The organism is Herbiconiux sp. 11R-BC (assembly GCF_049472555.1).
Classification (GTDB): domain Bacteria; phylum Actinomycetota; class Actinomycetes; order Actinomycetales; family Microbacteriaceae; genus Herbiconiux.
Genome location: NZ_JBCEBO010000005.1, coordinates 269,438 through 283,873, shown reverse-complemented (window position 1 = coordinate 283,873; position 14,436 = coordinate 269,438). Strand labels below are relative to the sequence as shown.

The 14,436-nt window shown below is 72.5% G+C and carries 12 protein-coding genes; 3 read left to right on the top strand and 9 right to left on the bottom strand.

All coding sequences use genetic code 11. From position 1 onward, the window contains the following. Positions 1–4: 4 nt before the first annotated feature. Together rph and murI are read right to left on the bottom strand one after the other, a co-directional pair. Positions 5–757 (bottom strand): ribonuclease PH, encoded by a 753-nt coding sequence (gene rph, locus VD659_RS14025; RefSeq protein WP_423261691.1) that lies wholly within the window; start codon positions 755–757, stop codon positions 5–7. Next, positions 754–1,593 (bottom strand): glutamate racemase, encoded by an 840-nt coding sequence (gene murI, locus VD659_RS14020; RefSeq protein WP_423261690.1) that lies wholly within the window; start codon positions 1,591–1,593, stop codon positions 754–756. The genes rph and murI overlap by 4 nt, the downstream gene beginning before the upstream one ends. A 44-nt stretch (positions 1,594–1,637) precedes the next feature. On the opposite strand from murI, the gene VD659_RS14015 reads away from it, so the two are divergent. After that, entirely contained in the window at positions 1,638–2,945 is a 1,308-nt protein-coding gene (locus VD659_RS14015) for a nicotinate phosphoribosyltransferase (RefSeq protein WP_423261689.1), read from the top strand. Positions 2,946–2,997: 52 nt separating this feature from the next. Here VD659_RS14015 and VD659_RS14010 read toward each other — a convergent pair whose 3' ends face one another. From VD659_RS14010 to VD659_RS14000, 3 genes are all read right to left on the bottom strand, one after another. After that, a complete protein-coding gene (locus tag VD659_RS14010) occupies positions 2,998–3,291 on the bottom strand; it encodes a DUF3039 domain-containing protein (RefSeq protein WP_137836927.1) in 294 nt (97 codons plus the stop codon). Positions 3,292–3,366: 75 nt separating this feature from the next. Further along, positions 3,367–4,938, bottom strand: coding sequence for an ABC transporter permease (locus VD659_RS14005; RefSeq protein WP_423261688.1), 1,572 nt, complete (start codon positions 4,936–4,938; stop codon positions 3,367–3,369). Then, complete coding sequence (locus VD659_RS14000) at positions 4,914–6,272, bottom strand: ABC transporter ATP-binding protein (protein ID WP_423261687.1); 1,359 nt, start codon at positions 6,270–6,272, stop codon at positions 4,914–4,916. The genes VD659_RS14005 and VD659_RS14000 overlap by 25 nt, the downstream gene beginning before the upstream one ends. A 342-nt stretch (positions 6,273–6,614) precedes the next feature. Here VD659_RS14000 and VD659_RS13995 point away from each other — a divergent pair, with 342 nt between their 5' ends. After that, entirely contained in the window at positions 6,615–6,815 is a 201-nt protein-coding gene (locus VD659_RS13995; protein ID WP_423261686.1) for a hypothetical protein, read from the top strand. Positions 6,816–6,824: 9 nt separating this feature from the next. Here the strand turns inward: VD659_RS13995 and VD659_RS13990 are convergent, their stop codons facing one another. The 3 genes from VD659_RS13990 to VD659_RS13980 all read right to left on the bottom strand — a co-directional run bounded on the left by VD659_RS13990 (position 6,825) and on the right by VD659_RS13980 (position 10,400). Continuing rightward, a complete protein-coding gene (locus tag VD659_RS13990) occupies positions 6,825–7,130 on the bottom strand; it encodes a helix-turn-helix domain-containing protein (protein ID WP_423261685.1) in 306 nt (101 codons plus the stop codon). Between the two features lie 73 nt (positions 7,131–7,203). Next, positions 7,204–9,915, bottom strand: coding sequence for an ATP-grasp domain-containing protein (locus tag VD659_RS13985; protein ID WP_423261684.1), 2,712 nt, complete (start codon positions 9,913–9,915; stop codon positions 7,204–7,206). Further along, positions 9,912–10,400 carry an SRPBCC family protein gene (locus VD659_RS13980; protein WP_423261683.1) on the bottom strand — a complete coding sequence of 163 codons (489 nt, stop codon included), beginning with the start codon at positions 10,398–10,400 and terminating at the stop codon, positions 9,912–9,914. Before VD659_RS13980 ends, VD659_RS13985 begins: the two co-directional genes overlap by 4 nt. 51 nt (positions 10,401–10,451) lie before the next feature. Between VD659_RS13980 and VD659_RS13975 the strand changes: the two genes are divergently transcribed. Beyond that, the gene (locus VD659_RS13975) at positions 10,452–10,742 is read left to right on the top strand and encodes a hypothetical protein (RefSeq protein WP_423261682.1); all 291 of its coding nucleotides are present in this window, start codon (positions 10,452–10,454) and stop codon (positions 10,740–10,742) included. Here VD659_RS13975 and VD659_RS13970 read toward each other — a convergent pair. Next, the gene (locus VD659_RS13970; RefSeq protein WP_423261681.1) at positions 10,739–14,428 is read right to left on the bottom strand and encodes a TM0106 family RecB-like putative nuclease; all 3,690 of its coding nucleotides are present in this window, start codon (positions 14,426–14,428) and stop codon (positions 10,739–10,741) included. The genes VD659_RS13975 and VD659_RS13970 overlap by 4 nt on opposite strands. Positions 14,429–14,436 lie beyond the last annotated feature (8 nt).

The window sequence follows — 14,436 nt, the reverse complement described above, 5'->3', positions numbered from 1 at the left end:
TGCCCTACTCGGCCCCGGCGGCGAGCACCGCGTTCTGCAGGACGGCCAGCTCGGTGGTGCCGAGGAGCGCCAGGTCGAGCAGGGAATTCAGCTCGGTGCGGTCGAAGGGCGCGCCCTCCGCGGTGCCCTGTACCTCGACGAAGAGACCGCGGCCGGTGACGACCACGTTCATGTCGGTCTCGGCGCGAACGTCCTCGACGTACGCGAGGTCGAGCATCGGCTCACCGTCGATGATGCCCACCGACACCGCGGCCACGGAGTCGATGAGCGGGGTCGAGCGCTGCCCGATGAACTTCTTCTCGCGTGCCCACTCGATGGCGTCGGCCATCGCGACGTAGGCACCGGTGATGGCGGCGGTGCGGGTTCCACCGTCGGCCTGCAGCACGTCGCAGTCGATGACGATGGTGTTCTCGCCGAGGGCCTTCATGTCGACCACAGCACGCAGGGACCGGCCGATCAGGCGCGAGATCTCGTGGGTGCGACCACCGATGCGGCCCTTCACCGACTCGCGGTCCATGCGGTCGTTCGTGGCGCGCGGCAGCATCGAGTACTCGGCCGTCACCCAGCCCTTGCCCGTTCCCGACTTCCAGCGCGGGACCCCGTTCGTGAACGAGGCTGTGCAGAGCACGCGGGTCTTGCCGAAGGAGACGAGCGCCGAGCCCTCGGCCTGCTCGCTCCAGCCCCGCTCGATGGTGACGGGACGGAGCTCGTCGGCGGTGCGGCCGTCCTTGCGGGTGGCGGTGCTGCTGTCGGTCACGGGGTGCTCCTTCTGGGGACGGGCGGGAGGGGGATGGTTCCGGTCTCGACGAGTTCGACCGAGCCGACCTCGGGCCCGAGGAACAGCTCGGCCAGGCGGAGGAACTCCTCCGCGCTCGTGCCGGTGGCCTCGTAGCGGTAGCTCGGGCGGCCGGGCGCCGTGCGCTCGAGACCGGTGCGCACGAGGGTGCGGTAGACGTCGTTGGCGGTCTCGGTGTCGCTCGAGACGAGCCGCACGCCGTCGCCGACCACGTAGGAGATGGCGCCCTTGAGGAACGGGTAGTGCGTGCAGCCGAGCACCAGGGTGTCGATGCCCTGCTCGACGAGGGGTGTCAGGTAGCGCTCGGCCAGCGCCACCAGCTCGCGGCTCGTGGTGTCTCCCGCCTCGACGTGCTCGACGAACTCCGGGCAGGCCTGGCTGAAGAGCTCGAGGTGGGGAGCCGCGGCGAAGGCGTCGTTGTAGGCGCGGGAGGTGATGGTGGCGGTGGTGCCGATGACACCCACGCGATTGTTGCGGGTGACCGTCACGGCCGTGCGCACCGCCGGCTGGATGACCTCGACCACGGGAACGCTGTAGCGCTCACGGGCATCCCGCAGCATGGCCGCGGAGGCCGTGTTGCAGGCGATCACGAGCATCTTGACGTCCTGCGCCACGAGGTCGTCGAGCACCTCGAGGGCGAAGCGCCGCACCTCGGCGAGCGGGCGCGGCCCGTAGGGCGAGTGCGCGGTGTCGCCGACGTAGAGGATGGACTCGCGCGGCAGCTGGTCGCGCACCGAGCGGGCGACCGTGAGGCCTCCGACCCCGGAGTCGAAGATCCCGATCGGCGCATCACTCACGGTATGACAGCCTAGACGACCGGGCCACGGCATAAGCTCGGAGGGTGACCGCGTCCACCGCTCTCCTCACCGACCGCTACGAGCTCACGATGGTCGATGCGGCCATCCGTGCAGGGACGCACGAGCGGCAGAGCGTGTTCGAGGCCTTCGGCCGCACGCTTCCGGCGGGCCGCCGCTACGGTGTCGTGGCCGGAACCGGGCGGCTGCTCGAGCTCATCCGCGACTTCCGCTTCGGCGACGCCGAGCTCGAGTTCCTGCGCGACAACGCCGTGGTGAGCGCGGTGACCCTCGACTGGCTCGCCGACTACCGCTTCACCGGCACCATCACGGGCTATCGCGAGGGCGAGGTCTACTTTCCGAACTCCCCCATCCTCGTGGTCGAGTCGAGCTTCGCCGAGGGCGTCGTGCTCGAGACGTTGGTGCTCAGCGTGCTGAACTACGACTCCTCGGTGGCCGGTGCCGCCTCGCGCATGGTCTCGGCCGCGCAGGGGCGCCCGCTCGCGGAGATGGGCTCGCGGCGCACCGGGGAACGCTCGGCCGTGGCGGCGGCCCGGGCCGCCTATATCGCCGGCTTCGGCGCCACCTCGAACCTCGAGGCCGGGCGCAGCTGGGGCATCCCCACGATGGGCACCGCCGCCCACGCGTTCACCATGCTGCACGACTCCGAGGAGGAGGCGTTCCGCGCGCAGGTCGACGCGCTCGGCCCGGAGACGACCCTGCTCGTGGACACCTACGACGTGACCGAAGGGGTGAAGACGGCCGTGCGGGTGGCCGGTGCCGGGCTCGGCGCCGTGCGGCTCGACTCCGGCGACCTGCTCACCCTCGTCTCGGCCGTGCGCCGGCAACTGGATGCACTGGGCAACACCGCGACGAAGATCACCGTCACCAACGACCTCGACGAGTACACCATCGCCGCCCTCGCGGCCACGCCGGTGGACTCCTTCGGCGTCGGCACCTCGGTGGTCACCGGATCAGGCTCCCCGGCCGCCGGCATGGTCTACAAGCTCGTGGCGCGGCAGGACTCGGCCGGCGAGTGGGTCTCGGTGGCCAAGCGGTCGCCGGAGAAGGCGACCCACGGCGGGCGCAAGCATCCGGTGCGGCTGCTCGACGCATCCGGAACCGCCGTCTCGGAGTCGCTGTACGTCGGCGAGGCCGCACCCGCCGTGGTGCGCGGCCGCCGGCTGCACGCGCGGCTCGTCACCGACGGGGTGGCCGACCCGGCCTGCCTGGGAGCCGCCGGCGTCGAGGCGGCGCGGGCACGGCGGGCTGCCGCCATCCGGGAACTGCCGCCGGAGGCGTTCCGGCTCGCGGCCGGGGAACCGGCGCTGCCGACGGTCTACGTGGAGGGCTGAGTCTGGGCGCGAGAGGAGGCAGGCGCCCGCTCGTGGCGTCTACTCGCGGTGTCTACTCGTCGGCCATCTTCTCGTAGATCTCCTTGCAGGTCGGGCAGATCGGGAACTTCTCGGGGTCGCGCCCCGGGGTCCACTTCTTGCCGCAGAGCGCCTTCACGGGCTTGCCGGTGAGCGCCGACTCGAGGATCTTCTCCTTCTGCACGTAGTGCGAGAAGCGCTCGTGGTCGCCCGGATCGATCTGCTCGGTGTTCAGCAGCTCCTCGAGCTCGCGGTCGAGGGTGATCGTTCCGCCGCCGTCGGGCAGATCTCCGGGCTCGGAGACGCGTGCGAATGCTGATGTGACCATGGAGTCGATTCTAGATCGTGCGCGCCGGGGCGATGTCAGTTGCCCGACGGCGATGTCGACTGCCCAAGGGCGAGGTCAGTTGCGCTGGGCGGCGGCGAGGATCTCGGGGCCGCGCTGGTTGAACACGCGCGCACCGAGGGCGACGCCCGCGACGAGCACCACGATGCCGACGCCGAGGCCCGTCCAGAGCGACACCCAGAAGTAGTCCGGGTCGACGAACACCCCCATCACGCCGTAGACGATCGAGGGCAGCGAGAGCACGATCGTGCCGACGAGCGAGAAGCCCTGGGCGAGCACCGACGCGGCGCCGGTGGACTGCGGCTGCGTGAAGGCGCTGTCGTGCGGCCGCGTGGCCGGGTAGGGGAAGCGGGCGGAGAAGATGCTGCCGAGGCCGAGGCCCGTGAGCACGAGGCAGGTGCTGGCGCCGAGCACGGCGGGCAGCGCATCCGGGTTGTTCGCGAAGAGCACGCTGAGGAAGGAGCCGAGGCCGATCAGCGGGATGGCGATCAGCACGGCCGGGATCATGCGGCCGATGCGGTCGGCGAGTCCGAGGCGGCCCGAGACGATGTGCAGCCAGATCGCCGTGTTGTCGAAGGCCACGTCGTTGTGCACGACCCAGCCGAGGAACACGCACATGATGGGGATCGGCAGCAGGGCCGTGTACTCGATCGGCACACCCACGAACACGAAGACGAGCACCGTGATGAGCGGGACCACGGGCACGATCACGAGCTGCGTGGGGTAGCGCGTGTCCCGGCCCCAGTAGGTGAGCGAGCGGGCGGCGACCGCGCCGGCCGGTGTGGCGGGCATCCGCCCGAACCAACCGAGCCCAGCGTGCTCCCGCACCTCCGACGGCCCGCCCGGCGTCACGAGCATGAGCGAGACGAGGCCCTTCCAACCGAGCCAGAGCAGCGCCAGGGTGGCGAGCGCGATGAGCAGCTTCAGCACCGCGAGCACCCACTCGCCGTTCGCCGCGTCGGCCGGGATGGCCCACACGGCGCCGATCGGGGTCCAGCCCAGGATGCTCTCGAGCGCGGAGAAGAAGCTGCGGCCGTCGGCCCCCCAGGCCGTGATGACCAGGAGCAGGAGCGCCGGGACGGCGAGCAGCACGAGCAGCACGCCCACCGTCGCGCCGACCTCCCGCGCGCGGCGGGTGGAGAAGGCGAAGGCCGAGAGCGAGACCGAGATGCGCGCGGCGAGCACGCAGGTGACCGCGCCGATGACGGCCGAGAGCACGGCGAGCACGGCGGAACCGGGCGACTGCGACCAGGTGACGATGGTGGCGAGACTCGCGAGGGTGACGACGACGGCGGGAACGCTCACGAAGGCGGCGACGAACACCCCGACGGCCACGCGGTCCTCGGTGACTCCGTAGAGGGAGAAGGCCCGCGGGTCCATGCTGTCTCGCGCGTTGAAGACCACCGGCAGCACGAGGAAGCCCAGCAGCACGGCCGAGCCGCCGATCACCACGATGTTGCGCGCGACATCCGGATCCGCACCGCGCAGGCCGAACAGCACGCCCACGAGCGCGATGGCCATGATGACCCCGTAGACCACACCGAGCACGATGCCGACCTGCTGCGAGGTGCTGCGGCGGAACGTGTTGCCGAGAAGCCGCAGCCTCAGTCGGAGGAACTCAGCAACCATTCCATGCCTTCTGCGCTCTTGCGGCCGCCCGCTAGTTCGACGAATCGTTGTTCTAGGGTGCCGCCTTCGCGCACCTCGTCGACCGTTCCCTTCGAGAGCACGCGGCCCTCGACGATGATGGCGACGCGGTCGCAGACGCGCTGGATCATGTCCATGCTGTGGCTGGAGAGCACCACGGTGCCGCCGCCGTTGACGTACTTCTGCAGGATCTCCACGACGTTCGCCGCCGACACCGGGTCGACCGATTCGAAGGGCTCGTCGAGCACGAGGATGCGCGGCGAGTGGATCATCGACGAGGCCAGGGCGATCTTCTTCGTCATGCCCGCGGAGTAGTCGGAGACGAGGCGCCCGAGGGCGTCCTCGAGACCGAAGGCCGTGGCGAGGTCGTCGGCGCGCTGGCTGACGGTGGCCGCATCCAGCCCGCGCAGGGTGCCGGAGTAGTGCAGCAGCTGGCGGCCGGTGAGGCGGTCGAACAGCCGGAGACGGTCGGGAAGCACGCCGATCAGGCGCTTGGCCGCGGCCGGGTCGCGCCACACGTCCTGCTCGAGCACCGTGACGGATCCGCCGTCGGGGCGCAGGAGGCCCGTGACCATCGAGAGCGTGGTGGTCTTGCCTGCGCCGTTCGGGCCGACGATGCCGTAGAACGAGCCCTGGGGCACGTCGATGTCGATGCCGGCGACGGCAGTGGTGCTGCCGAACTTCTTGGTGAGGCCCGAGATCGAGAGCACGATCTTGTTCGGGTCGAGGTCGCGCACGACGAGCCGGGGCGGGGCGGGAGCCACGCGCGGCTTGGCCGGAACGCGGGGCGCGCGCGGCCCGGATGCGGTGGTCGCCGGTGCGGGAGCGGCGGCGTCGGCTCCGTCGCCGCCGGGAGCCGGGACGGGGGTGCGCGGCTTGCGCTGGGGTGGCTTGCGCGGAGCGGAGGGCCGCTTGACCGGAGCCGCCGGAGCGGGGGCGGGTGCGGCCTTCGTGCTCGCCGTCTCGTCGACCACGACGGTCTCGTCGTCGGCCACGATCTCCTCGAGGGTGACGACCTCGATCACCGGGCGCGAACGGGCGGGGCTCGAGGGCCGGCGCGCCGCGCTGGGCTTCGCAGGGGTCGTGGGCTTGGCGGGTGTGGTGGGCTTCTGAGCTGCTGCCGGCTTCTGGGCGGCGGCAGGCTTCTGGCCGGCCGACTTCTGGCCTGCCGCCGGCTTCAGGGCGGCCGGACGCTTGGCAGGCTGCCGCGTCGGCGCGGCCGAGGAACCGCCCGCTCTGGCGGGCGCGCGCCGCGGTGTGCGTGCGGCGCCAGATGGTGCTCCCCCGCTGTCTGGAGTGTCTGACTCTGAGCTCACCGCACCAACCTATCAATCCCTCATCTGCCCCGCACGAGCTCCGCCGCGCGCACACGAAGCACTCAGTCTGACACCTTCCGGGGCCGCGGACCGCATCCCGAAACAGAAACGACACAGACCGGCTCGCCGCGACGAGAGTCCTCCACAGGAGGCCGGTCGGGGGAAGTTATCCACATGCGGAGCGCCGGGCGCCGGGAAGAGGGGTGTTCGTCGGTGGTGGGGTTTTGGATGTCGGGTATGGCAAGCAGTCACCTCACACATCACGAAACCGAATCCGACGCCTATCCCGTGCCGCTGCGCCTCGACCGACGCGATGCCCCACAGAGCTACCGGCTGAGGAACGTGAGCGAGGAGCCCCTGCGCGGGCTCTCGTTCACGCTGCTCGGCAGCGGGCTCATGCGGGCGACCGCGCCGCTCCTGCTCGTGCCGGGGCAGGAGATCCGTCTGCACATCCGCGGTTCGTCCCTGCCGCGCTCGGCGGTGCTCATCATCCGCTGGTTCCGGCCCAACGGAGACGAATACCTCTGGCGGGTGAGCTTCTGATGACGGGGCTCAGGAGCCGCCGGCGGCCTCGCGTGCCCGGATCAGGTCGGCCACCGTGATCTTGTGCGGCCGGTCGGGCAGCATGTCTGCGGTCATGCCGTCGAGCAGCACGGCGGGATTCACGTTCAGGGCCCCGGCGATGCGGAGGATGGTGTGCAGCGAGGGGTTCGCCTGGCCACGCTCGATCTTGCCGAGGTTGGTGAAATGCAAGCCGGCGAGCTCGGCCAGTTCCATCTGGTTGATCGCGAACTTCTGCCGCTCGTCGCGGATGCGGGCGCCGAGCAGGCGGGCCGCTTCCGAATTGACAGAACTCACGCCTCATGACTACCGGCCCGAAGCAAACGCGACCAGAGCGCCCGATGCGCATGCGTTCAGACCCCTCGACAGCTCAGAGGCCCTGGCGCTCCACCATCGGCAGGGCCACGCGGGTGACCACCGTGTCGAGCACGGCCCAGGCGACCCGACGGCGCCACGGCAGATGCCCGGTGTGCACGGCCGTGTACTCCAGCCCGGGTTCTCCGCCCCGGTTGCGCTTGAAGTCCGCCACACCGCTCGAGGCGTGCAGCTCGACGCCGGCCTCGTGGGCGGTGAGGGCGATGACGTAGCTCAGGATGCGGTACAGCCCGGCCTCGCGCGGAAGCGCGGTGTCGTAGCCGACCACCGGGGCGGCGAGGAGCCCGTGGGCGACGGTGTAGCCGATCACGGCGTCGATGCTGCCGCGCCCGGCAGCCGCCGGATCGCCGGGGACGGACTCCTCGTGGCGCTCGATCAGCAGGAAGCGGAGGAATCCGCTGCGCTGGGCGACGCCGATGAAGTGCGGCGTGTAGCGCGGGTTCAGCCGGGAGTACTTGTCGGTGTAGAGCAGGCGGTAGAGCTCGGCGATGCGGGCGCGGGTGGGCGCATCCGACATGCCGGTGGCGGGGTCGACCGCGGCGGGGCGCACCGTGTACCCCGAGCTCTCGAGCAGCGCACGGTCGCGGCGCACATCGCGCAGCGACAGCCATTCGGCGCCGCGGGTGTCGGTGAACAGCACGCTCCGCGAGGCGATGAGCCGGTAGCCCGCGCGCCGCAACACGTCGGGGAGTGCGGAGCCGTGGCCGTGCACGCTGCGCCAGCCGATGGCGAGCCGCGGATGCCGGCGGCTGAGCTCGCGGGTGACCGTGGCGACCTCGGCCTCGTCGAGCGCGGGCAGGAGGTTGGTGGAGACCAGGGCGTTGCCGATGAGCGCGATGTCGTCGACACGGCCCGCCCGGAGCACCCGTTCGAGCACGGCCACGGCGCCGCGGGCGAGCAGACGGGCCGGGCGCGACTGCAGCTCTCCGATCTCCTCGCGGGCGTAGTGCACGTAGTGGGTGAGCGGCGAGACGACGTAACTGGCGGGCTCGGCCCCGGCCGCTCCGCGGCGGTGGCGATTCGGCAGCGTGAGCGGCAGGAGGTGGCCGGCAACGGGGATCGTGCCGAGCTCCACGTCGATGTTGGGTGCGAGCGCACGGGTACCGCCCTCCGCCGCGCTGAGCGCGGCCAGCCGGGCTGCCCACTCGCCCCTCGCAGGCTGGGCCGGGAATGCAGACGGGGACCACTCGCCGGCACGCCCGGCCGGCGACGGCGCCCCGGCACGCCCGGTGGGCAGCGGCTCACCGGCACGTGAACCTGCCGGCCGCTCGCCAGCAGACAAGGCGGGCAGGGGCTCACCGGCACGCCCGGCCGGCGACGGCGCCCCGGCACGCGAGTCCCACGGCGGCTCGCCCGCACACCCGGAGGGCGACGGCACCCTGCCACGCGAATCCCACGTCGGCTCGCCCGCTCGCGGGGTGGGCAGCGGCTCGCCGTTCCATTCGATGTCGTGGGTGGAGGCGGCCAGCAGCGGCACCCGGGCCGTTCGCGCCGTCGCGCCTTGCACGGCCAGGGAGCGGAGGAGGGCGGTCACGCGGATGCGGTCGCCGGCCGGGCGGAGCGCATCCGGAAAGTGGAGCTGCGAGACGAAGCGCCGGGCATCCGACGGCCGGCGGATGCCCGCTACCGCGTAGAGGGCATGCGGCAGAGCGAGCCGCGCGGCGCGGCGGCCCGGCACCTCCGCCGGACGGCCGGAGAACGCGGCCGCCAGGCCGTCGCCCGGGCCGAACAGGTGCAGCCCGCTCGTCGCGCGCGGATTGCACTCGAGCACGTGAACGCGGGGAAGCGCGGAGGCGTCCGCGGCGCCCAGCAGCAGATCGAGCCCGAAGAGGCCGGTCACGCCGAGGTGTTCGGCCAGCCGCTCGGCGACGGCGCGCGCCTCGCCGACCTCGGGCCGCGACTCGTCGAGACGCTCGAAGGCGACGGCGGCTCCGGTGCCCGCGCGCCACACCGGGCGATACGCGGCGAAGGCGGTGATCCGCCCGCCGACCGCCACGGCGCTCACGCAGAACTCGTCACCGGTGAGCTCGCGCTGCACGAGCCACGGATGCTCCGGCGACACCCCGGCGACGTTCGGAAGCGGCTCGCCGGCCGCCACCCGCACGGTGCGCGTGCCGAACCGGGAGTACGCGGGCTTCAGGACCACCGCGGGCGCGGTCGCGCCCCGGCGCGCCGCCGCCCGCCGCCACGCGATGGCCGACGACACCACCGCGGTCTGTGGATGCGCGATGCCGAGCTCCCCGAGCAGACGCGCGAAAGCCGCCTTGTCGTGCAGCACCCGCAGGGTGGCGAGGGGCGGCGCGAACAGGCGTTCGGCGAGGAAACGCAGATCCGGCGTGGGATCCCGGAACCGATCTGCGGCGCTCACGCCCCCGGCGGGGCGGCGTACGGTCGCAGGATCGGCCGCGCCGGAGGCCGCTCCGGCCGATCCCACCGCCGCCGCGAGCCAGAACGTCTCCTCGCAGCTCGGAACGACCAGCGAGGCCGCATGCCGTCGGGCGATCTGCTGCACCGCGGCCGCGAACTCCCACGGCCGGAACCGGGCCGACGGCACCCGGTAGGCCGCGCCCACCGCCGCCGACGCCGCCGTCAGGTTCGGCTGGCTGTCGGCCACCACCACGAACGCGCCCTCCTCGGCGAAGCGCCGCGCCAGATCGGCCGTGACCGGCGCCCGGCCGCCCGTCAGCAGCACCGAGCTCGCGTTCACGCCCCCTCGGCCACTCTCACGCACTCGGCGAGCGAGCGGCGCATGTACATCAGCCAGATCGGCCCGATCAGCGCCCGCACCACGAAGCGCCGCCCGCGCAGCGGCCGGAAGCCGTAGCTCCACCGGATGCGCGACCCGTTCCCCGCGGGCTCGTATCGCCAGTGCGCTTCGGCGTCGGACACGAGATGGGCGAGCAGCTTCGTGAAGCCGGTGACCCGGTAGTCGAACACGCCCACCGCATCCGGAGTCGCCGGCGGCTCGTAGCGCAGGAGCTCCTCCTGGAACCGGCCGCCGTCGGAGAGATGCACGAGGCGCCGCTCCCCCGGTCGCGTCCACGGCCCGGTCTCGTCGGAGATGCGCGTGACCGCGGGCAGCACGAGGAAGCCGCGGAACAGCGTGCTGTCGTCGCGTGGCACCACCCGCTCGAAGGCGACGCGCGCCGAGACGCTCGCGAGGGCATCCGCACTGAACTCCACCAGCTCCATGCGCCCACCGTAACGCGCCTCTCCCCGCCGCGCGCCCCCTACTCTGGAGCCATGCCCTCGTATCGCGTGACCATGATCGTCGGAACCCTCGAACTGGGCGTGCGGCCCGAGGAGGTGCTCCCCACCCTGAGCGGCGCCATCGCCGACTTCACCACCGTGGAGTCCTCCGATCTCGCCGTGGTGGCGGGATCGCCGCGCGTGACCGTGCGCTTCACCGCCGACACCGACGAGGCCGCATTCCTCATCGCCGAGCAGGGCATCGACGGCACCCGGGTGTCGGTGGAGCCGATCGCCTGGCAGGTCACCCGCATGGTGCACGGTCGCTGGGAGCCTCTGGCCTAGGCTGCGCCGGCCCCCGGATGCGCGTCGCGGGTGAACCGCAGAAACGCCGAGAGCGTGGCCAGATCGTCGGGATGCGCCGGCAGGTGTTCGGTGAGCCGCGGCGAGAACACCAGATGGGCGGCCCATTTCGCCCGTGAGACCGCCACGTTGAGCCGGTTCTTCATGAGCAGGAATCCGATGCCGCGCGGCACGTCGACGGCGGCCGAGGCGGCCAGCGACACGATCGCCACGGCGGCCTCCCGGCCCTGGAACTTGTCGACCGTGCCCACCGGCACCCCGTCGAGCCCCGCGGCGAGCAGCGCCGCCCGGATGCGCTCCACCTGCGCGTTGTAGGGGGCCACCACGATGACGTCGGAACCCGCCGCCGGCCGGGCCGCGCCGGACTCGCCCGGGTCGGACCACGAGCGGCCCAGCACGCCGCGCACGAGTTCCACCACCCGCTCGGCCTCCTCCGGCGACTGGGTCGAGTTGCCCCGGTGCTCGACCGGATGCAGGTGCAGCCCAGGCGGAACCCCCTCGAGGAACCGCGCCGTCGTCTCGGGCAGGCGCGCCCGCAACTCGCCCTCGTAGGAGAGCTCGCTCACCGGAGCGCAGACCGCGGGATGCATCCGCCAGCTCACGCCGAGGAAGTAGCCGCGCTCGGCCGGCAGCACGTCGTGCCCCGCGGTGAGCCAGCCGAGGGCCGAGGAGTCGACGGGCTCGGGATGCGTGCCCAGCGTCACCTGCGGAAGCTGCTGCGGATCGCCGAGCAGCAGCAGATTACGCGCCGCCACGCTCACGGCGATCGTGTTCGCGAGCGAGTACTGCCCGGCCTCGTCGATCACGAGCAGGTCGAGCTGCCGCCGGCCCACCCGCGCGGTGTTCGTGAAGTCCCACGCGGTGCCGCCCACCACCACCGACTCGCCGTTCTCGCGCCCCGTCGAGAGGAAGGCGCCCAGCCGCTCCTTGCGCAGCACCGTGAACCCCGCGTCGGGCGAGTCGCTCGCCTTGCCCACCCGGCGGGCCTCGACACCGGCGGCCACGATCGCCTCGAGCATGTTCTCGACCACGGCGTGCGACTGCGCCACGACGCCGACGTTCCAGCCGTGCCGGTTGACGAGCTCGGCCACCACGCCCGCACCCGTGTAGGTCTTTCCGGTGCCCGGGGGGCCCTGCACGGCGAGGTAGGAGTCGTCGAGCGCGAGCAGCGAATCGCGGATGGCATCGATCGGCCCGCGCGCGCCGTCGGCCAGGGGAGCCAACGGCATCCCGTCACGCCGCCGGGGCGCACCGCGACGCAGGATGTCGACGGCCGGGTCGGCGGGAAAGGCCGGAAGGGCCTCGACCAGGCTCTGCCCCCACTCGAGTATCGCGGCCTGCAGCGAGGCGGTCTTGGGGGGTGCGGCCGGGGCGACCGCCACGGGAAGCGCCGCATAGGGAGTGCCCGCCATCGGCAGCCGTTCCTCGAAGACGTACTGCGTGAGGCCCGTCGGAAGCACCCGGACCTCGTCGAGCCGGGTGCGGTCGTGTGCCACACGGTCGCTCGCGCGGCTGCGCGGCGCGGACCACGGATGCGGTGGGTCGTACACGAAGTACCGCCCGCTGCTGCTCTCCTCGAGCCGGCTGCCCGGCGCGAGTTCGCCGCGCAGGCGCACCTCCCGGCGGTCGCTCCGCTGGCCCGCGCTGCGGTACCACTCGCGATCGACCACGGCGGCCTCGACGGCGAGCACGTCACGCGTGTCGGCCCAGTCCTCGAGCGGCTGCTCGAGCCGGGCGTAGTGCTCCCACCAGAACGACTTGTCCTCGCGCCGGTGATAGTCGATCGCGGCGGCCGCGAGGGCGAGCGCGGTCTCGTCGTCGGTGCGGTCGGCCGGGGGCACGTGCTCGATCCGCTCGACCAGGGCGCGGTGCACCGGGCTCGGCTCGAAGGCGTCGAGCGCCGTCGCCTCCTCGCCGCCGACGCCCTGGGCGCCCTCGTCGCCGGAACCGGAACCGGCGCCGTCGCCGGGCCCCGGTGCCACTCCGTGCTCCGCCGCGCGCGCCAGCAGCCAGTCGCGCAGCCGCAGCGTCGAGACGCAGTCGTATTGGTTGTAGTCGGCGATCTCGCCCAGCCGCCTCCGAGCTTCGGCCTCGGCCACCGCATCCGTTCGCCCGCGCTCGCGCAGCTCGACGTACTGGGCGTACTCGACGATGGAGTCGGCCGCGTTCGTGACCGCGCTGTCGCGCAGCAGGGAGCCCATGTAGAGGGGCTCGAGCTTCTTCAGGCTGTACGAAGGGCTGCTCACCCGGATGCTCTGCTTCACCACCGGGTAGAGATCGACGAGGACGCCCCGGCGCAGCAGCTCGTCGAGCTGCTCCTCGCCCACGCCGTGCCGGGCGCAGAGCGACTGCAGGTGCGCGCGCTCGTAGTTGGCGTAGTGGTAGACGTGCATCCGCGGATGCTCGCGCAGGCGCGCGGTGGCGTAGTCGAGGAAGTCCCGCAGTGCCTCGCGCTCCTCGGCGTGGTCGTGCGCCCAGAACGGGCGGAAGACCGTGCCCCCGAGCACGGCCGGGTCGTGCTCGACGACGCCGAAGAGGTAGTCGAGGCCCCAGTCGGGGCCGCCGCCCTCGCTGTAGAGCGGGTCGCCCTCGAAGTCGAAGAAGATGTCGCCCGGGTCGGGCACGGGCAGCGCCGCGAGCGGAGCCGTGTCGAACACCCGGTAGCGGGGCGCGCCCGCCGGGGCGAGCTGCATGTGCGCCTGGTCGCGGAGACCGGCGAGGGTGTTCTCGCCGATGCCGGGCACGGGGCCGAGCGAGGAGGCCAGTTCGTCGATGCTGCGGATGCCGGCGTCGAGCATCCGCTGCCGCTGGGTGTGGCGCAGGCCCGCCACCAGCAGGAGGTCGCGGTGCGCGGTGACCTCCGGGCTGCAGACGTCACAACGGCCGCAGGCCGTGTAGCGGGGGTCGCCCCACTCGACCGGAGCGACCGACGCGCCCACCCGCTCGTCGAGCAGCGCCTCGAGCCGTCGCCGCCGGTCGAGGAACACCGGCAGCACGTCGCGCAGCAGGTGGCTCGACGTACTCCCGTCGCCCAGAAGGAGGTGCACCCGCGGACCGAGCGGCACGCCGAGGCGCTCGAGCTGCTCGGCATAGGCGGCGAGCTGCAGCAGCGCCGTGATCTTCGCATGGCGCGCGAGCTTGGTGTCGTAGACCTCGTACCGGGGCGACTCGGCGCGGGGCGGGGCGGCTGCGTGGCCGGATGCGGCCGCCCGCGCGGACCGGGCGGCGCCATCCGGCTCCCGCGCATCCGCCCGCACCAGGAAATCGGCGAAGCCGAGGAAACGGCCGTCGAAGAAGGTGCCCTGGAAGACCACGTCGGCTCCCGCGCGCAGGGCGGCCGCCGTGAGCTCCTGCTGCGCCCGCAGCTCGGCCGGCGTCGTGCGGGCCGGCCTCTCGATCTCGGCCACCCCGGCGGCACGGCTGCCGTCGAAGACGCCGAACTCGGCGCGGAACCGCTCGAGGGTGCGCAGCTCGTGGGCGTCGCCGAGCCGGGCCGTGCGCTCGAGCATCTGGTCGACCGGCTGATCGGGCAGCCCCACCCGGCCGAGCTTCGCGTCGAGCCGGCGCACGAGGGCGAATTCGCAGTCCGCCGCCGCGGTGAGATCGGTGGCGCTGTAGAGCACCGTCGGGTCGCCGAGGCCGCCGCCCGTGCTCTCGGTGACGATCATGCGGCCTC

Excerpts from the sequence above, each read along its gene's own strand:
- VD659_RS13980 (WP_423261683.1), bottom strand. The coding sequence starts at position 10,400 with ATGGAGCTGGTGGAGTTCAGTGCGGATGCCCTCGCGAGCGTCTCGGCG.
- VD659_RS13975 (WP_423261682.1), top strand. The coding sequence starts at position 10,452 with ATGCCCTCGTATCGCGTGACCATGATCGTCGGAACCCTCGAACTGGGC.
- VD659_RS14005 (WP_423261688.1), bottom strand. The coding sequence starts at position 4,938 with ATGGTTGCTGAGTTCCTCCGACTGAGGCTGCGGCTTCTCGGCAACACG.
- VD659_RS13970 (WP_423261681.1), bottom strand. The coding sequence starts at position 14,428 with ATGATCGTCACCGAGAGCACGGGCGGCGGCCTCGGCGACCCGACGGTG.
- VD659_RS14010 (WP_137836927.1), bottom strand. The coding sequence starts at position 3,291 with ATGGTCACATCAGCATTCGCACGCGTCTCCGAGCCCGGAGATCTGCCC.